The sequence below is a fragment of the Kluyvera ascorbata ATCC 33433 genome (assembly GCF_000735365.1).
Lineage (GTDB): Bacteria > Pseudomonadota > Gammaproteobacteria > Enterobacterales > Enterobacteriaceae > Kluyvera > Kluyvera ascorbata.
The window spans coordinates 1-17,498 of record NZ_JMPL01000014.1; the positions used below are offsets into that span (position 1 = coordinate 1).

Annotated in this window: 15 protein-coding genes; 7 read left to right on the top strand and 8 right to left on the bottom strand. The window is 57.1% G+C overall.

Annotation, left to right across the window (positions count from 1 at the left end; translation table 11 throughout):
- From menH to GKAS_RS05875, 6 genes are all read left to right on the top strand, one after another.
- Positions 1-691: 2-succinyl-6-hydroxy-2,4-cyclohexadiene-1-carboxylate synthase (gene menH / locus GKAS_RS05850; protein ID WP_035892606.1), on the top strand; the 691-nt coding region annotated here is incomplete at its 5' end.
- A gap of 8 nt (positions 692-699) precedes the next feature.
- On the top strand, positions 700-1,557 hold the full coding sequence (gene menB / locus GKAS_RS05855; RefSeq protein ID WP_035892608.1) for a 1,4-dihydroxy-2-naphthoyl-CoA synthase: 858 nt from the start codon (positions 700-702) through the stop codon (positions 1,555-1,557).
- On the top strand, positions 1,557-2,522 hold the full coding sequence (menC, locus tag GKAS_RS05860) for an o-succinylbenzoate synthase (protein WP_035892610.1): 966 nt from the start codon (positions 1,557-1,559) through the stop codon (positions 2,520-2,522). Before menB ends, menC begins: the two co-directional genes overlap by 1 nt.
- Positions 2,519-3,880 carry an o-succinylbenzoate--CoA ligase gene (gene menE / locus GKAS_RS05865; RefSeq protein ID WP_035892611.1) on the top strand — a complete coding sequence of 454 codons (1,362 nt, stop codon included), beginning with the start codon at positions 2,519-2,521 and terminating at the stop codon, positions 3,878-3,880. Before menC ends, menE begins: the two co-directional genes overlap by 4 nt.
- 176 nt (positions 3,881-4,056) lie before the next feature.
- A complete protein-coding gene (locus GKAS_RS05870) occupies positions 4,057-4,599 on the top strand; it encodes a YfaZ family outer membrane protein (RefSeq protein WP_035892612.1) in 543 nt (180 codons plus the stop codon).
- Between the two features lie 98 nt (positions 4,600-4,697).
- The gene (locus GKAS_RS05875) at positions 4,698-5,894 is read left to right on the top strand and encodes a nicotinamide mononucleotide deamidase-related protein YfaY (RefSeq protein ID WP_035892613.1); all 1,197 of its coding nucleotides are present in this window, start codon (positions 4,698-4,700) and stop codon (positions 5,892-5,894) included.
- A 57-nt stretch (positions 5,895-5,951) separates the two neighbouring features.
- Here GKAS_RS05875 and glpC read toward each other — a convergent pair whose 3' ends face one another.
- The 4 genes from glpC to GKAS_RS05895 all read right to left on the bottom strand — a co-directional run bounded on the left by glpC (position 5,952) and on the right by GKAS_RS05895 (position 11,026).
- Positions 5,952-7,145, bottom strand: a complete 1,194-nt coding sequence (gene glpC, locus GKAS_RS05880) for an anaerobic glycerol-3-phosphate dehydrogenase subunit GlpC (protein ID WP_035892614.1) — start codon at positions 7,143-7,145, stop codon at positions 5,952-5,954.
- Complete coding sequence (gene glpB / locus GKAS_RS05885; protein WP_035892615.1) at positions 7,142-8,401, bottom strand: glycerol-3-phosphate dehydrogenase subunit GlpB; 1,260 nt, start codon at positions 8,399-8,401, stop codon at positions 7,142-7,144. Before glpB ends, glpC begins: the two co-directional genes overlap by 4 nt.
- Complete coding sequence (gene glpA / locus GKAS_RS05890) at positions 8,391-10,019, bottom strand: anaerobic glycerol-3-phosphate dehydrogenase subunit A (protein ID WP_035892617.1); 1,629 nt, start codon at positions 10,017-10,019, stop codon at positions 8,391-8,393. The genes glpB and glpA overlap by 11 nt, the downstream gene beginning before the upstream one ends.
- Positions 10,020-10,147: 128 nt before the next feature.
- Positions 10,148-11,026, bottom strand: coding sequence for a LysR family transcriptional regulator (locus GKAS_RS05895; RefSeq protein WP_035892618.1), 879 nt, complete (start codon positions 11,024-11,026; stop codon positions 10,148-10,150).
- A gap of 185 nt (positions 11,027-11,211) precedes the next feature.
- Here GKAS_RS05895 and GKAS_RS05900 point away from each other — a divergent pair, with 185 nt between their 5' ends.
- Positions 11,212-12,402 carry an MFS transporter gene (locus GKAS_RS05900; protein ID WP_035892619.1) on the top strand — a complete coding sequence of 397 codons (1,191 nt, stop codon included), beginning with the start codon at positions 11,212-11,214 and terminating at the stop codon, positions 12,400-12,402.
- Between the two features lie 3 nt (positions 12,403-12,405).
- Here GKAS_RS05900 and yfaE read toward each other — a convergent pair whose 3' ends face one another.
- From yfaE to ubiG, 4 genes are all read right to left on the bottom strand, one after another.
- Positions 12,406-12,660, bottom strand: a complete 255-nt coding sequence (gene yfaE / locus GKAS_RS05905; RefSeq protein WP_035892620.1) for a class I ribonucleotide reductase maintenance protein YfaE — start codon at positions 12,658-12,660, stop codon at positions 12,406-12,408.
- Positions 12,660-13,790 (bottom strand): class Ia ribonucleoside-diphosphate reductase subunit beta, encoded by a 1,131-nt coding sequence (gene nrdB, locus GKAS_RS05910; protein WP_035892621.1) that lies wholly within the window; start codon positions 13,788-13,790, stop codon positions 12,660-12,662. Before nrdB ends, yfaE begins: the two co-directional genes overlap by 1 nt.
- A 149-nt stretch (positions 13,791-13,939) precedes the next feature.
- Positions 13,940-16,225, bottom strand: coding sequence for a class 1a ribonucleoside-diphosphate reductase subunit alpha (gene nrdA, locus GKAS_RS05915; protein ID WP_035892622.1), 2,286 nt, complete (start codon positions 16,223-16,225; stop codon positions 13,940-13,942).
- A 452-nt stretch (positions 16,226-16,677) separates the two neighbouring features.
- Complete coding sequence (gene ubiG / locus GKAS_RS05920; protein ID WP_035892624.1) at positions 16,678-17,409, bottom strand: bifunctional 2-polyprenyl-6-hydroxyphenol methylase/3-demethylubiquinol 3-O-methyltransferase UbiG; 732 nt, start codon at positions 17,407-17,409, stop codon at positions 16,678-16,680.
- Positions 17,410-17,498 lie beyond the last annotated feature (89 nt).

Consider the following 17,498-nt stretch of genomic DNA (forward strand, 5'->3'; position numbering starts at 1 on the left):
CGACCATCGCGAATGGCAGCCGGTGGGGCAGCGCTTTGCGCGGGCGAATCGGCTGTATGTCGATTTGCCCGGCCACGGTGGATCTTCAGCCGTACGGGTTAATAACTTCGCTGAGATGGACGCCGCGCTCCAGGCTACGCTGCTTAGTTACAACATACTCAACTACTGGCTGGTCGGTTACTCGCTGGGCGGACGGATTGCCATGCACTACGCCTGCTCGCGGCCGGAAGGCCTGGCAGGGCTGATTGTTGAAGGCGGTCATCCTGGGCTGACGAACGATGTGGAACGTGAATTGCGCTGGCGCAACGACGAAGCCTGGGCACAGCGTTTTCGCGAGCTTCCGCTTGCCGACGTCTTTACCGCCTGGTATCAACAGCCGGTTTTTGCCAGCCTCACCGACGCACAGCGTGCCTCGCTGGTGACGCTGCGCCAGAAAAACGACGGCAACGCGCTGGCGGCGATGCTGCTGGCCACCTCTTTAGCCGTGCAGGAAGACCTTCGTCCTGCGCTGCAAACGCTTTCACTACCATTCTGGTATCTCTGTGGCGAGCGCGACAGCAAGTTTCGGGCGATTGCCGAGGAACTCTCGCGCCCTTGCCACCTTATTCATGATGCTGGACACAACGCGCACCGGGAAAACCCCGCGGGCGTGGCCGCGTGTCTGGCTCAGATTCTGCCTGTTAACTTATAGGACTCGCTATGATCTATCCTGATGAAGCTATGCTGTACGCCCCCGCTGAGTGGCACGATTGTTCCGAAGGTTTTACCGACATTCGCTACGAAAAATCCGCTGACGGCATCGCCAAAATCACCATTAACCGCCCGCAGGTTCGCAACGCGTTTCGTCCACTGACGGTCAAAGAGATGATTCAGGCGCTGGCGGATGCGCGCTATGACGACAACGTCGGCGTTATCATCCTGACCGGCGCGGGCGACAAAGCCTTCTGCGCCGGTGGTGACCAGAAAGTGCGTGGCGACTACGGCGGATACCAGGACGACAGCGGTGTTCACCACCTGAACGTGCTGGACTTCCAGCGTCAGATCCGTACCTGCCCAAAACCAGTGGTAGCGATGGTGGCTGGCTTCTCCATCGGCGGCGGCCACGTGCTGCACATGATGTGTGACCTGACTATTGCGGCGGATAACGCCATCTTCGGCCAGACCGGTCCGAAAGTCGGCTCCTTTGACGGCGGCTGGGGCGCTTCTTACATGGCGCGCATCGTCGGCCAGAAAAAAGCGCGTGAAATCTGGTTCCTGTGCCGCCAGTACGACGCGAAAGCGGCGCTGGATATGGGCCTGGTGAACACCGTGGTACCGCTGGCTGACCTCGAAAAAGAGACCGTACGCTGGTGCCGCGAAATGCTGCAAAACAGCCCGATGGCGCTGCGCTGCCTGAAAGCCGCGCTGAATGCCGACTGTGACGGCCAGGCGGGTCTGCAAGAGCTGGCCGGTAACGCCACCATGCTGTTCTACATGACCGAAGAAGGTCAGGAAGGCCGTAACGCTTTCAACCAGAAACGTCAGCCTGACTTCAGCAAATTCAAACGGAATCCGTAATGCGTAGTGCGCAGGTTTACCGCTGGCAGATACCGATGGACGCAGGTGTGGTTCTGCGCGAGCGGCGGCTGAAAACCCGTGATGGGTTATTCGTCTACCTGCGTGACGGCGAACGGGACGGGTGGGGAGAAATTTCCCCACTACCGGGCTTTAGTCTGGAGTCGCTGGACGACGCGCAGTCGGCGCTGCTCGGTTGGGTTAACGCCTGGCGGCAGGGCGACGATGGCGCGTTGCCAGAGGTTCCCTCGGTGGCCTTTGGCATCAGCTGTGCGCTGGCGGAGCTCAACGATGCGCTGCCTGAGGCGGCGGATTATCGCGCCGCGCCGCTGTGCACCGGTGACCCGGACGATCTGGTTATCAAGCTTGCTGATATGTCCGGCGAGAAGGTGGCTAAAGTGAAGGTCGGCCTGTACGAAGCGGTCCGTGACGGCATGGTGGTGAATCTGCTGTTGGAAGCTATTCCAGAGCTGACCCTGCGCCTCGATGCCAACCGCGCCTGGACGCCGCTGAAAGCCCAGCAGTTCGCCAAATACGTCAACCCGGACTATCGTTCGCGCATCGCCTTCCTTGAAGAACCGTGCAAAACCCGCGATGACTCGCGCGCCTTTGCGCGTGAAACCGGCATTGCTATTGCCTGGGACGAAAGCCTGCGCGAGGCGGATTTCCGCTTTGAAGCCGAGCTTGGCCTCAAAGCCGTGGTGATTAAACCAACGCTGACCGGCAGCCTGGAACGCGTAAAAGCGCAGGTGGCGGCGGCGCATGCGCTTGGCCTGACGGCGGTAATTAGCTCCTCGCTGGAATCAAGCCTCGGTTTAACTCAGTTAGCGCGCATCGCGGCCTGGCTCACCCCAGACACCATTCCGGGTCTGGATACTTTGAATTTGATGCAAACTCAGCTTATCCGCTGCTGGCCTGACAGCCCGCTGCCATGCGGGGCAATTGAGGATATGGAGCCGCTGCTGTGACCTTCTCTACCTGGCCGTGGCGGCACTGGCGCGAGGAGCGTGGCGACGCCATCGCGCTGCGTCTCGATGATGAAACGCTGAGCTGGACGGCGCTGTGTGAGCGTATCGACGCGCTCGCCGCCGGGTTTCAGGCGCAGGGCGTTAATCCCGAAGACGGCGTGGCGCTCTGCGCGCGCAATCGCCCGGAAGCGGTGCTGGCCTGGCTGGCGTTGTTGCAGTGCGGCGCGCGTATCCTGCCGCTAAACCCACGGCTACCGGCGACGCTGGTCAGCGAACTGCTTCCGGGGCTCAGCCTGTGCCACTTTTTAAATCTGGAAGCCGATGATCACTACGGCCTTGCGCCGTTGCAGCTGCGTTCCGCACCGCTGACCTCGCCGTGCGACTGGCGTGCTGAACGCCTGGCTTCGATGACGCTCACCTCGGGTTCAACCGGCCTGCCGAAAGCGGCGGTCCATACCTGCGCGGCGCATCTGGCGAGCGCACACGGCGTGCTGAGCCTGATGCCGTTTGCAGAAAACGACTGCTGGCTGCTGTCGCTACCGTTGTTTCACGTCTCCGGCCAGGGCATTTTCTGGCGCTGGCTGCTGGTGGGCGCGCAGATGGCGGTGAGTGAGCATCCGCTTGCGCAGGCGCTGCACGGGTGTTCCCACGCGTCTCTGGTGCCGACGCAGCTTTGGCGCCTGCTTAATGATGAACAGCCGCTCACTCTGAAAACGGTGCTGTTGGGCGGCGCGGCGATTCCTGCGGTGCTGACCGAACAGGCGGCAGCGCGGGGGATTCAAACTTTCTGCGGCTACGGCCTGACCGAGTTTGCTTCCACCGTCTGCGCGCGTGAAGCCAACGGCGGCGAGGATGTCGGCATGCCGCTGCCAGGGCGCGAACTGCGGCTGGTCGATGGCGAAATCTGGCTGCGCGCCAGCAGCATGGCTTCAGGCTACTGGCGCAACGGTGAACTGCTGCCGCTGACCAACGCCGAAGGCTGGTTTGCCACCCGCGATCGCGGTGAAATCCATGACGGCAAACTGCACGTCATTGGTCGTCTGGATAATCTGTTTTTCAGCGGCGGTGAAGGCATTCAACCAGAAGAAGTTGAGCGAGTGCTGGTACAGCATCCGGCGGTGAATCAGGTCTTTATTGTCCCCATTGACGATATCGAATTTGGCCAGCGCCCGGTGGCGGTACTGGACGCTGAGCCCACGCTGAATATGGCTGAGCTGGCGTTGTGGGCGAAAGACAAGTTGGCGGGATTCCAGCAGCCGTGCCAATGGTTGACGCTGCCGGAAGAAATGAAGGGGACGGGCATTAAGGTGTCCCGTCATCAGCTGATGCAGTGGGTGAACGCCCAGTTAAAATCATGAATAATAGATACGTGTTATTTCATTAACATACGCCATCATTCCTGGTGATGTATTAGACGTAATTCGTTACAATCCCCCTGATTATTGCCTGTTTAGTACATTGAATCCGCTGCGTATCGCAGTACAATTCAGCGGTTTAAGGGCGTTTATTTTTGCGTTTGCATGAAAGGATGAAGATGAAAAAGAGCGTGTTATTTGGTCTGGCGGGGCTGATGTTTGTCTCCGCGTCAGCGAGTGCAATCAGCTTTAACGGTCAAGCTGGTAAAGATTACACTAACCTGGGCTTTGGTGTCGGTACTGAGACTTCTGGCCTGGCGTTAACCGGTAACTGGACGCACAGCGACGACGATGGTGATGTGGCAGGTCTGGGCCTGGGACTGAATATCCCTCTCGGTCCGTTCATGGCTACCGTGGGTGGTAAAGGCGTTTACACCGATCCTAACGACAGCGATTCCGGCTATGCCGCAGCGGTCGGTGGTGGACTGCAGTGGAAAATCGGCGACAGCCTGCGTCTGTTCGGTGAGTACTACTACTCCCCGGATTCACTCTCAAGCGGTATCGACAGCTATACCGAAGCTAACGCGGGCGCGCGTTATACCATTATGCGTCCAATCAGCATCGAAGCGGGTTATCGTTACCTGAACCTCGCGGGTAAAGACGGTCATCGTGACAACGCCGTGGCCGATGGCCCGTACGTTGGTGTGAGCGCATCGTTCTAATCCCCCTCCGGCGCGGCGACACCGCTGCGCCAGTTTTTCTCTTCTTAAATCCTCCGCTTGCGTTATAGTGACTCGTCCTCTTTTTATTGGAGAAAGTGATGATAACGGTTGAGATGCTGTCCACCGGTGACGAAGTCTTATCGGGGCAGATCGTCGATACAAACGCTGCCTGGCTTGCCGATTTTTGTTTCCAGCGGGGTATTCCGCTGACGCGACGTAACACCGTTGGGGATAACCTGGATGACCTGGTCGCTATTCTGCGCGAGCGCAGTACTCAGGCAGATATTCTGATTGTGAACGGCGGTCTCGGGCCGACCAGCGACGACCTTAGCGCGCTTGCTGCGGCAACGGCGAAAGGTGAATCGCTGATTATGCACGAAGAGTGGCTGGCGTTTATGGAGCGTTTCTTCCGCGAGCGTGGCCGTGTGATGGCGCCGAGCAACCGCAAGCAGGCGGAGATCCCGGCCAGCGCCGAGCTTATCGACAATCCGGTCGGCACCGCCTGCGGCTTTGCCGTTAAGCTTAACCGCTGCCTGATGTTCTTTACGCCGGGCGTGCCGTCTGAATTTAAAGTGATGGTTGAGCAAGAGATCCTGCCGCGTATTCGCCAGCGTTATCCGGTCGGCGAGCCGCCGCTGTGCCTGCGTCTGACGACCTTTGGCCGTTCTGAAAGCGATCTTGCCCAAAGCCTGCAGCACCTTGAACTGCCACCGGGCGTGAGCATGGGTTATCGCTCCTCGATGCCGATTATTGAACTGAAGCTGACCGGGCCTGCGGAACATCGTGATGCGATGCTGGCGCTGTGGCCAGAAGTACAGAAAGTGGCGGGCGAAAGTCTGATTTTTGAAGGCACCGAAGGGCTTCCCGCGCAGCTTGCCCGCGTGCTGAAAGAAAGACAGTTCAGCCTGACGTTAAGCGAGCAGTTCACCAGCGGGCTGATTGCCCTACAGCTTTCCCGTGCCCAGGCGCCGCTGCTGGCGAGTGAAGTGGTACCGCCGCAGGATGAAACGCTGGCGCAAACCGCCCGCTGGGCCGCCGAGCGTCGCGTGAACCATTTTGCCGGGCTGGCGCTGGCGGTAAGTGGTCTTGAAAGTGAACACATTAACTTTGCGCTGGCGACACCGGAAGGGACGCACGCGCTGCAGGTGAAGTTCAGCAATACGCGTCATGGTCTGGCGGTGCGTCAGGAAGTGTGTGCGATGATGGCACTGAACATGTTGCGCCGCTGGTTGAATGGCCGTCCCGTTGCCAGCGAACACGGCTGGATTAACGTGGTGGACTCGCTCACGCTTTAAGCTGTAACCGGCTTTTCTCCCTCTCCCTTTCAGGGAGAGGGGACCGTTGGGCGCAGATTATCGGACCAACGCCCGCGCTAACAGCGTGATTGGATGTTCACAACGCTTGCTGGTGGACATCTCAATCTGCCATTTGCAGGTCTCGCAGTCGGTAATCACCAGGTCTGCGCCGCTCGCTTCAATTTGCTCGAAGAGCGGTGCGCCTATTGCCTGCGACGTTGGGTAGTTCTCCGTTTTGAAGCCGTAAGTTCCCGCTATTCCGCAGCATTGTGAATCCAGCACCTGAAGCTCAATACCCGGTATGCGGCGTATTAATTCCAGCGAGTACAGCGACCAGCCCATCTTTTCCATATGACACGGCGTGTGATACACCACCTTTAGCGGCAGTGGCTGTAACGGCAGCTCCGCTCCATCATCCAGCTTGCGCCACAGCCAGCGGGTTGCTAGCTCAATGTTGTCGCGCAGATCGTGGTTATCGACGTCCAGCAGGTGCGGGTACTCATCACGCAGCGTAAAAGTGCAGGTGGACGAGGTGGCAATGACCGGCAGCTTTTTGCCGCCAATGGCTTCCCGCAGCGACTTGACGTTGCTCTGCGCCTGTCGACGGGCTTTATCAAAGAAACCGTTAGCAATCAGCGGCACGCCGCAGCACTTCTCTTTGCTGAGTAGCTGCACACCAATGCCTATCGCATTCATCACCTTTATCAAATCCAGCCCGAGCTGCGGATGGTTGTAATTAACGTAGCAGCCGTGGAAGAAAGCGACCTGCTCGGCAAACTGCGCCTGTGCTGCGGCAATACGCGCGTAGCGGCGGCGGAAGGTGCCGAAGGAGTATTTCGGTAGGGCGCGGTGATGGTCAATCTTGAGCGCGCTATCCAGAAGTTGACGCACGGGCTTCAGGCCGGTGGCGGCATTGACGATGGGGGCGAACGGCGTAGAGAGCGTGCCCATCAGGTCGGTATGGCTGAGGATCGTATCGCGGATACCCGGTTTTTGCTGGCTATAGTCGGCGCGGGCGCGCTGGATAATATCGCCAATTTTGACATCCGACGGGCAGGCGACTTCGCAGCGTTTGCAGTTGATGCAGTATTTTAGCGCCTCGTCATACAGCCCGGCGTCTTTGCGGCGCAGACGTTCGCCGTCCGGCCCGGCCTGTTTTGGCCCCGGATAGCGTGGGTTGACGCGGCTAACGGGGCAGACGGTGGTGCAAACGGTGCATTTAATGCAGTTTTCGAAACTTTGCTGGCTCATGCTTCGCCTCCCGCCAAACGGATAATCTGCGCGGCAGCGTGTAGCGCGGAGACGGCGCATACGCCCCCGCCGCAGCCCTGCGCGATCGGGTCGAAGCCGCCAAGCACCGAGCCGATGGCAAACAGGTTGCGCATCGGTAGACCTCGGAGCGTGGGATGCAGCTCGGCATCGACGATTGCGCCCGACTGCTGCCACGGCTGCGGGTCAAAGAAATCATCGCGATAGCCCGCGCTACGTGAGGTGGGTTGCTGAATATCCAGCCCCATAATGGACTCGCGAATGTGGTCGCGATCGGCGGTCAGGCCGTTGCTGAAGAAACTGCCGCTGGCCAGTACCGCATAGCGCGGACGTAATGGAATATCGCCGTGGTTACGCGTCCAGACTTCGCAAACCTCGCCGCGGTCGTGGCTGACGCGCACCGCTTCATCACCCGCCATCCAGGTTCCGCCCAGCGCAACAAACCGCCGTTGCAGGGTGGTGTGGAGCCGCATGCCCGGCACTGAAGGCGGCAGCGTTGGCAGAAGCAGCAGGGTGCAGGGGAGATTGTGATTGAGCCAGTCGAATAACGCCGTGTCACGCAGGCCAAAGCAGGCGGGCATCACCAGCGTGTCGCATCCTTCACTGAGCGGTAATAGCGCCTGATGCAACATTGACCAGTGCGTTTTTTCATCCAGTACCCTGGCGATATTGACCGCGCGGAACTCGGTCGGGTTTTCCCGCAGCACATCCAACTCTGGTAAATCGATTTCAGCGGTATCGGCGTTTAGCCCCTGCTGCTGGAGGGATTCGGCGACCAGATGCGGCTGGAAATCGAGAAATCCACTAATGCCGACGACCCGAACGCGGCCGCGCCTGAACGGGATAATCGGTACTTCCGACGGACTCAGCCAGGCGGCACGTTGAGTGCCCAGCGGGGTAATACGCTGATGAGGCTTCGCCATATCGCCGCGCATGTTGATTCCGCATTCAGCCAGCAGCGTCTGCGTCTGCTGCGCGTAGTGCTGCACAAGACGGGAGCCAATCAGGCTATAGGGATGCTGCGGGGATTGTTCGCGCAGCGCGGCCAGCCCGTCTGCGAGGTGGGTGACCGGTTGACCGTCGGGCAGGGTGCAGAGCAGGTCCAGCGAGCCGGAAGAGAAGTGCAGCGCACTCTGGCCCCGGCTGACAATCACCGTGCGCAGGCCCGCTTTTTGTAGCTGGATGCCGCACAGCAACCCGGCGAGTCCGCCGCCGATAATCACGCTATCAAATTTCATCTTCTGGCTCCTTTTTCAGGCCGCACAATCCCTGGTATACCCAGCGGGTTAATTCGCTCTCGCGCAGCGCATCGCCCCAGGCAATCGGCTGGACGCCTTTCCAGCGTTCATTGAGGAAGGCAGAAAGCTGGGTGAGCGATTGCGCCGAGGTGGCGACGCGATAACGCTGGAGCAGACCGGCTGCGCGGCAGGCGCACAGCTCGCCCTGGCATGTACCCATGCCGACGCGGGTGCGGCGGCGTAAATCCAGCAGGTTATTGACCGCCAGATTTTCCACCGCGTACTGCACTTCGCCCGCGGTGACGGCTTCGCATTCGCAGACTACGCTGCGCTGTAATCGAGTGTTGCCGAGCCATTCCGGCGTACGGTCGCCGTGGCGATAGACCGCTGAACCGCGCAGCGGCGCGGGCAGGGAAATCATACGTTGCAGCGTTTTCTCCGCCGGCTCACGGGAGCCAGGCAGCGGTGTTTGTGCGGTGGTGCAGATGCCGCTGTGGTTAAGTTTGCGGCAAACCGCATCGGTGGCCCATTCAGCCATCAGGCGATAGGTCATCAGCTTGCCGCCGGTGATGGTAATGAACCCTTCCAGCCCGTCGCGCTCAGCGTGATCCAGCAGAACAATACCCCGGCTGACGTTGCGCCCGCTGGGGTCGTTATCGCTGGCAACCAGCGGGCGTACGCCGCAGTAGGCGCGAAGAATGCGGGTATTCGCCATGATTGGCGCCAGCTTTTCACCTTCGCGCAGCAGAATATCCACCTCGTCGGCGGTAACGCGGCAGCGGTCAATGTCGTCGTAATCGATATGCGTTGAAGTGGTACCAATCAGCGAAATGGTATCGCCAGGCACCAGAATATCGGCATCGGCGGGCGCACGACAACGGTTGATCACATGCTGGTTGATACGGTTTTCAAATATCAGCAGCGAGCCTTTCGCCGGGAACATGCGGATGCGCAGGTCGGCGTATTCGACAATACGCTGTCCCCAGATCCCGGCGGCGTTGACCACCACCGGCGCACGCAGCGATTGCGGTTGCCCGGTAGTGTGGTTGAGCAGGTGAACGCCGTGGATGCGATCGTTGTGGCGAATAAGGCCGGTGACTTCATGGGCGGTAAAAATCGTCGCGCCGTGTTCGCGGGCATCGAGCATATTGGCGGCGGTCAGGCGGAAGGGGTCGACGGTGCCGTCGGGCACGCGCACCGCGCCAACCAGCGCGGGGTTCACCGCTGCCTCCATCCGCCGCGCCAGCGCGGGGTCGATAGCTTCAGCCTGAATTCCCGCCGTCTGGCAGGCATCCATAAAGGTACGCTGATAGCCGAGGTCATCTTCAGGCAGGGTGATAAACAGCCCGCTGGTGGGTTCGATACAGTGGCGGGCGATGCGCCGCAGGATCTGGTTTTCGCTGATGCATTCGCGCGCCGATTCGCTGTCGGTCACCGCATAGCGCGCGCCGCTGTGCAGCAGGCCGTGGTTGCGCCCGGTTGCGCCAGTGGCAATATCAAAGCGTTCAACCAGCGCTACCTTCAGACCGCGAAGCGAGCAGTCGCGGGCGATACCGGCCCCGGTGGCTCCGCCGCCGATGATGATGGCATCGTATTCATTGACAGAGGCGCTGTCCATAATGTGTCCTCAATGTTCGTTTTGATAACATTAAGTCACGTATATGAATTGATTTGTTTGATTTCGAACATATTCGAGCATTAATCGAAAGTGATAATCGCGAGAAATGTGCCGTGTATCGCCTTTTCTTAGATATGACCGTCTCTGACCAGTTGGTGCAGACAGTCGTGCAGCAGCTGCAAAGGGCTACCGCTAACCGGAGGCTCGCTGGCAATAAGTGATACCTGGCGATAGAACGGGGGTTCCAGCGGCACCGAGCGTAGCGGTTGTTCCAGCGTTTTCAGGGTCAGTTCCGGCAGCAACGCGATGCCCAACCCCTGACGGATAAAGCTCATTGCCGTGGTAGGGTGGTTAAATTCATATTTAATGTTGGGGGTAATATTCATCCCGGCGAACAGCGACATGATGCTCATTTCATAGCGCCCTTTACTGACAATCAGGGGCTCGTCGAACAGTGCGTTTAGCGAAATGGATTTTTTTCCCGCAAAGGGATGATTATCGGGCACGACTACGGCAAATCTGTCTTTATAAACCGGAGCCACAAACATGCCTTCTGCTGGAATATGTACAAAACCGGCGTCGATATTATTTTCGCGAATAGCATCGATAATCTCCGAGCTATTGGCTTCGTGGGGGACAATTTTTATATTCGGATGGTGTTGTTCAAAATAACGTACCACCTCCGGTAATATGCTGGCGCAAATACTGGGGAAGCAGCCTATGCGCAGCAAGCGAAGAGGCGTTTTTTTCTCCTGCTCGGCAATTTCTTTGACCGCGCTGACTTCGTTCATCAGGCGACGAAGGTGAGCCACGATACGGACGCCAGCTACCGTCAGCGTAATGGCTTTACGGCGCTCGCGCACCAGAATGGCGACGCCCAGTTCCTCTTCCAGTGCTGAAATAGCCTGGCTAACGGCGGACTGGGTCATATACAGTCGTTTACCCGCTTCGGTAAATGCCCCGCATTCGAGGACCGTTAACAGTGCGCCGATCTGCGTTAACGTCATTAGTTTTTCCTAACTAAAGTCATTAAAACGATTAATTTTACTAATTTATATCGCCTGCCTATAATTTTTTCTACGGACTCAATCACAAAATCACGCACGCAATTATTTGTGTTTTTAATGCATTCTTGAATTATATATTCGTGATGAATGTGATAATGCGCGACGTTTAATTAGGTTGCATATCAATGAAAGAGAAATTATGGACTAAAGATTTTTGGGCAATCACGATTATTAGCTTTATTATCTTCTTCGTATTTTATGTTCTTCTCACGCTCCTGCCGATTTATATCGCCGATAACCTCCACGCCACCGCGGACAAAGCCGGGCTGCTGGTGACCTTCTTCCTGGCCGCCGCGATAATCGTGCGTCCGTTCGCTGGACAATGGGTGGGAAAATACTCAAACAAAACGATTCTGATGCTCTCCTCCCTGGCGTTTTTAGCGGTAACTGCGCTGTATCCGTTCTGTCATTCCATTGAAGCACTGCTTTTTATTCGCGTGCTGCACGGTATTACTTTTGGGGTGATTACTACGGTGAAGGGCACTATCTCTGCGCGCCTGATTCCTGCTTCCCGACGTGGGGAAGGCATCAGCTTTTTCTCTTTAGCCATGGGGCTGGCGATGGTCGTTGGGCCGTGGATTGGCCTGAACATGGCGCGGCATAGTGCGTTTACCCAGGCGTTCTGGATGTGTACCGTGGTCTCGGCGATAGGCATCGTACTGTCGCTGATTGTCCGCGTGCCGCCGGTTATTCGTCATGCCGATGGTTCTCAGCCAAAGCTGGGTTTCTCAGCCATGTTCGACCGCGCGGCCATGCCGTTTGCGCTGGTCACGTTCTTTATGACCTTCTCCTACGCTGGAGTCTCCGCGTTTCTCGCCCTGTATGCTCGCGAACTGGACCTGATGGCCGCGGCTAGCAACTTCCTGCTGTGCTACGCCATTTTCCTGATGATCTGCCGCGCCTTTACCGGCAACATCTGCGATAAAAAGGGGCCGAAATACGTGGTTTATCCTTGCCTGCTGGCGTTCACTATCGGCCTGGTGGTACTGGGCTACACTCACGGCAGCGCATCGATGATTCTTGCGGGGGCGTTAATTGGCATCGGCTACGGTTCAGTGACGCCTATCTTCCAGACGCAGATTATCAGTTCGGTTGAACCGCATAAAATCGGCGTGGCGAACTCGTTGTTCTTCAATGCGATGGATGCCGGGCTGGCAATTGGCGCTTTCGTGATGGGGATGATGGTGGAAGGGGTGGGCTATCGCGCCATTTATCTGGTTGGGGCGCTGCTGGTGGTGTTGGCCGGGGCGCTATACATCTTGCAGATAAAGCGCCGTGGCGCGATGCCGCTAGTGAGTGCACACGAAGTGCACTAACCGTTACATCTCAATTTCGATATCACCCTTTGCCCTGCAGCAGCAGGGCAAAATTTCACCCGGCTGGATAAAGGCCAGCGGTTCGGTCAGCCAGTCGACCTGGCCTGAAACTAACCGCGTGCGGCAGGAGCCGCAGTAGCCTTCGCGGCACTGGTATTCGACCTCAACGTTGTGAGACTCCAGCGCCGCCAGCAGGGAAGGGTGTTCATCCTGGCACTGCAAACGCGTGCCAGAGATGCGCAGAAAAACGCGGCTCATTAGAGCTGGAAGTCGCTGAGATCGTCAGTATTGACTTCCGAGTCAATCTGGCCGACCAGATAAGAGCTGACTTCCACTTCCTGCGGGGCAACCTGCACGTTATCGGACACCAGCCAGGTGTTGATCCAGGGGATTGGGTTAGATCGGGTCTGGAACGGCAGATCCAGGCCAACCGCCTGCATACGGATGTTGGTGATGTACTCAACGTACTGGCAGAGAATGTCTTTGTTCAGGCCAATCATCGAGCCGTCGCGGAACAGATAATCCGCCCACTCTTTTTCCTGCACGGCAGCCTGGACGAACAGGTCATAGCATTCCTGTTTGCACTCTTCAGCAATCTCCGCCATTTCCGGGTCATCCGCGCCGCTGCGCAGCAGGTTCAGCATGTGCTGGGTACCGGTGAGGTGCAGCGCTTCATCGCGGGCGATCAGACGAATAATCTTGGCGTTGCCTTCCATCAGTTCGCGCTCGGCGAAGGCGAAGGAGCAGGCGAAGCTGACGTAGAAGCGAATCGCTTCCAGTGCGTTCACGCTCATCAGGCAGATGTAGAGTTTCTTTTTCAGCTCGCGCAGATTCACGGTCACGGTTTTGCCGTTGACGGTGTGGGTACCTTCGCCCAGCAGGTGCCAGTAGCTGGTCATCTCGATCAGCTCGTCGTAATAGCTGGAGATACCTTCCGCACGCTTCTGGATCTGCTCGTTGGTAACGATGTCATCAAACACAATCGCCGGATCGTTGACGATGTTGCGGATGATGTGGGTATAAGAGCGTGAGTGGATGGTTTCAGAGAACGCCCACGTTTCAACCCAGGTTTCCAGTTCCGGAATGGAAATCAGCGGCAGCAGCGCGACGTTCGGGCTGCGGCCCTGGATGGAGTCCAGCAGGGTTTGATACTTCAGGTTGCTGATGAAGATATGCTTTTCGTGTTCCGGCAGCGCCTGGTAGTCGATACGGTCGCGGGACACGTCAACTTCTTCCGGACGCCAGAAGAAGGAGAGCTGCTTTTCAATCAGTTTTTCGAAGATGTCATATTTTTGCTGGTCGTAGCGTGCCACGTTGACCGGCTGGCCAAAGAACATCGGCTCTTTGAGCTGATCGTTTTTCGTCTGTGAAAAAGTGGTGTATGCCATTGATGTCAATCCTGTCTGGAGAGTAATGCCGGATGGCGGTTACTTACCTGCTTACAATATCATCGCAAAAAAATCCGTACACCGAATAAGGTTTTGGTCGATACGGAAATCAAAGGCCGGGTCAGCGTGTCGCTGCCCGGCAATCGTTATTAGATCTTACAAGCGCCGCTTTCGCAGCCGTCATCCTGAATGGATGGAGCCAGATCGTCCTGCGCATCTTCTGCACCGTCACGGGTGTTCTGGTAGTACAGGGTCTTCACGCCAAATTTGTAGGCGGTGAGCAGGTCCTTCAACAGCTGCTGCATCGGGACTTTGCCAGATGGGAAGCGCGTTGGGTCATAGTTGGTGTTCGCAGAGATCGACTGGTCGATAAACTTCTGCATGATACCAACCAGCTGCAGGTAGCCGTCGTTGTTTGGCATTTCCCACAGCAGCTCGTAAGCGTTGTGCAGGTGCTCGTAGTCCGGCACTACCTGGCGCAGGATCCCGTCTTTCGACGCTTTGATGCTCACGTAGCCGCGCGGTGGCTCGATGCCGTTGGTGGCGTTGGAGATCTGCGAAGAGGTCTCGGACGGCATCAGGGCAGAGAGCGTGGAGTTACGCAGGCCGTGCGTCTTAATGGACTCACGCAGAGCTTCCCAATCCAGATGCAGCGGCTCGTTAGTAATCGCATCCAGGTCTTTCTTATAGGTGTCGATCGGCAGAATGCCCTGCGAGTAGGTGGTTTCGTTGAACCACGGGCATGCGCCTTGCTCTTTCGCCAGCTCGTTGGAGGCCTTCAGCAGGTAGTACTGAATAGCTTCAAAGGTCTGGTGCGTCAGGTTGTTGGCGCTGCCGTCGGAGTAGCGCTTGCCGTTTTTCGCCAGCCAGTAGGCGTAGTTGATAACACCAATACCCAGCGTACGACGGCCCATTGCGCCACGTTCAGCGGCTTTAATTGGGTAGTCCTGGTAGTCCAGCAGGGCATCCAGTGCGCGCACTGCCAGTACGGCCAGCTCTTCCAGCTCGTCCAGGCTATTGATAGCACCCAGGTTGAACGCGGACAGCGTACACAGGGCGATTTCGCCGTTTTCGTCGTTCACATCGTCCAGCGGTTTGGTCGGCAGAGCGATTTCCAGGCACAGGTTAGACTGGCGTACCGGCGCGACAACCGGGTCAAACGGGCTGTGGGTGTTGCAGTGGTCAACGTTCTGAATGTAGATACGGCCGGTAGAAGCACGTTCCTGCATCATCAGGGAGAACAGTTCAACCGCTTTCACGCGCTGTTTGCGAATGCTGTCGTCGTTTTCATATTTAGTGTACAGACGCTCGAACTCGTCCTGGTCGGCGAAGAACGCGTCGTACAGGCCAGGGACGTCGGACGGGCTGAACAGCGTGATGTCGCCGCCTTTCAGCAGGCGGGTGTACATCAGCTTGTTGATCTGTACGCCGTAGTCCATGTGACGCACGCGGTTGCCTTCAACGCCGCGGTTGTTTTTCAGTACCAGCAGGCTTTCGACTTCCAGGTGCCACATTGGGTAGAACAGGGTGGCCGCACCACCGCGTACGCCGCCCTGAGAGCAGGATTTTACCGCTGTCTGGAAGTGCTTGTAGAATGGAATACAGCCGGTGTGGAACGCTTCACCGCCGCGAATCGGGCTACCCAGCGCACGAATGCGGCCGGCGTTGATACCGATACCGGCACGCTGGGAAACGTATTTCACAATTGCGCTGGAGGTGGCGTTGATGGAATCCAGGCTGTCGCCGCACTCGATCAGGACGCAGGAGCTAAACTGACGAGTTGGGGTACGCACGCCGGACATAATCGGCGTAGGCAGAGAAATTTTGAACGTGGAAACCGCATCATAGAAGCGCTTCACGTAGCTCAGGCGGGTTTCACGTGGGTAGTTCGAGAACAGGCACGCGGCCACCAGAATATAGAGGAACTGAGCGCTCTCGTAGATTTCGCCGGTAACGCGGTTCTGTACCAGGTATTTACCTTCCAGCTGCTTAACCGCTGCGTAGGAGAAGGTCATATCACGGTCGTGAACAATGAACGAGTCCATCTGCTTGAACTCTTCTTCCGTATAGTCTTCCAGCAGATGATTGTCGTATTTACCCAGGTTAACCATGTGTTTGACATGGTCAAGCAGTACCGGTGGCTCAAACTGACCGTAGGCTTTTTTGCGCAGGTGGAACACCGCCAGGCGCGCGGCCAGGTACTGGTAGTCCGGAGCTTCGCTGGAGATCAGGTCTGCTGCTGCTTTGATAATGGTTTCATGAATGTCGGACGTTTTAATCCCGTCGTAGAACTGGATGTGTGAACGCAGTTCGACCTGAGAAATCGAAACGTTGTGCAGCCCTTCGGCGGCCCAATCCAGCACGCGATGAATTTTGTCGAGGTTAATGCGTTCTGTGCGGCCGTCACGCTTAGTCACCAGCAGACTCTGATTCATGTGATTTTTACCTGTCCGTGAAAAGGAAAATATCCCCTGATTTATCCACAGTTGCCGTTGTAGCAAAACCTGTGGATAAATACTACATGTAGGGGTTCGTTGATTAATTAAACGCTATATGGTGAGTATTCTAGTCTGGATTCTTTTGAGCACAAGGGTTGATTTTGACGTTAACTTGAGGTTGATAAAGCGTAAAAAACGCTAAGTCCACGGCGCATAAGGGCTGGCGGGAATGTCAATAATTTGCAAAAAAAAATGAAAATTTGATCGAGTGCTGATTTCTTCGTCGAAGGGGGAATTTGCGCAATATGATGTGGCGCAATTTTGTTGTAAGCGCCCCCCATGATTGGTAGGCAATATGTAGGTCGGATAAGCGAAGCGCCATCCGACATTGATGCTCGGTGCCGGATGGCGGCGCTGGCGCGCCTTATCCGGCCTACAGGTCATGCGTATCAGGCATGGGTTTTGGCGGTGGTATGCAGCATATAGTTAACATCAACGCCCGGAGCGAGCTTAAAGTGGTTGGTGATGGGGTTGTAGTGCAGGCCAATCATGTGACGCTCTTTCAATACGGTCTGGTCAACCCAGCTCAGCAGTTCGGCCGGCTTGATGAATTTCTTAATGTCGTGCGTGCCTTTTGGCACCATGCGCAGAATGTATTCCGCGCCGACCACCGCCATCAGCCAGGATTTGCCGTTGCGGTTGAGCGTGGAGAAGAAGACCTGACCGCCCGGTTTCACCAATTGGGCGCAGGCTTTCACCACCGACTGTGGGTCCGGAACGTGCTCCAGCATCTCCATGCAGGTCACCACGTCATACTGCCCGGCATGTTTCGCCGCGTGTTCTTCTACCGTTTCCTGCACGTAGTCGACGGGAATACCGGTTTCTAATGAGTGCAGCTTTGCCACCTGCAGCGGCTCGAAGCCCATATCGAGACCGGTAACTGTCGCGCCTTCACGCGCCATGCTTTCGGCCAGAATGCCGCCGCCGCAGCCAACGTCCAGCACCTTTTTACCGAACAGGCCGCCGGAGCGTTCGGCGATATAGCCCAGACGCAGCGGGTTAATGCGGTGCAGAGGTTTAAATTCCCCCTCCAGATCCCACCAACGTGATGCGACGGCCTCGAATTTGGCTATCTCTTCGTGGTCTACGTTGTGCGCTACCGCAGCTTTTTCGGCATTCATGGCTGTTCCTGCTCCTTATTTCGTTATTGTCAGCGAGTATATCAGTACCACGGCGTGAATAAAGCGTTCGCGGGGTGCTAATGGGTTTA

Bases quoted from the DNA above. Each gene is read 5' to 3' on its own strand.
- menB (WP_035892608.1), top strand. From the start codon at position 700: ATGATCTATCCTGATGAAGCTATGCTGTACGCCCCCGCTGAGTGGCAC.
- menC (WP_035892610.1), top strand. From the start codon at position 1,557: ATGCGTAGTGCGCAGGTTTACCGCTGGCAGATACCGATGGACGCAGGT.
- GKAS_RS05870 (WP_035892612.1), top strand. From the start codon at position 4,057: ATGAAAAAGAGCGTGTTATTTGGTCTGGCGGGGCTGATGTTTGTCTCC.
- GKAS_RS05875 (WP_035892613.1), top strand. From the start codon at position 4,698: ATGATAACGGTTGAGATGCTGTCCACCGGTGACGAAGTCTTATCGGGG.
- glpC (WP_035892614.1), bottom strand. From the start codon at position 7,145: ATGAGCCAGCAAAGTTTCGAAAACTGCATTAAATGCACCGTTTGCACC.
- glpB (WP_035892615.1), bottom strand. From the start codon at position 8,401: ATGAAATTTGATAGCGTGATTATCGGCGGCGGACTCGCCGGGTTGCTG.
- glpA (WP_035892617.1), bottom strand. From the start codon at position 10,019: ATGGACAGCGCCTCTGTCAATGAATACGATGCCATCATCATCGGCGGC.
- GKAS_RS05895 (WP_035892618.1), bottom strand. From the start codon at position 11,026: ATGACGTTAACGCAGATCGGCGCACTGTTAACGGTCCTCGAATGCGGG.
- GKAS_RS05900 (WP_035892619.1), top strand. From the start codon at position 11,212: ATGAAAGAGAAATTATGGACTAAAGATTTTTGGGCAATCACGATTATT.
- yfaE (WP_035892620.1), bottom strand. From the start codon at position 12,660: ATGAGCCGCGTTTTTCTGCGCATCTCTGGCACGCGTTTGCAGTGCCAG.
- nrdB (WP_035892621.1), bottom strand. From the start codon at position 13,790: ATGGCATACACCACTTTTTCACAGACGAAAAACGATCAGCTCAAAGAG.
- nrdA (WP_035892622.1), bottom strand. From the start codon at position 16,225: ATGAATCAGAGTCTGCTGGTGACTAAGCGTGACGGCCGCACAGAACGC.
- ubiG (WP_035892624.1), bottom strand. From the start codon at position 17,409: ATGAATGCCGAAAAAGCTGCGGTAGCGCACAACGTAGACCACGAAGAG.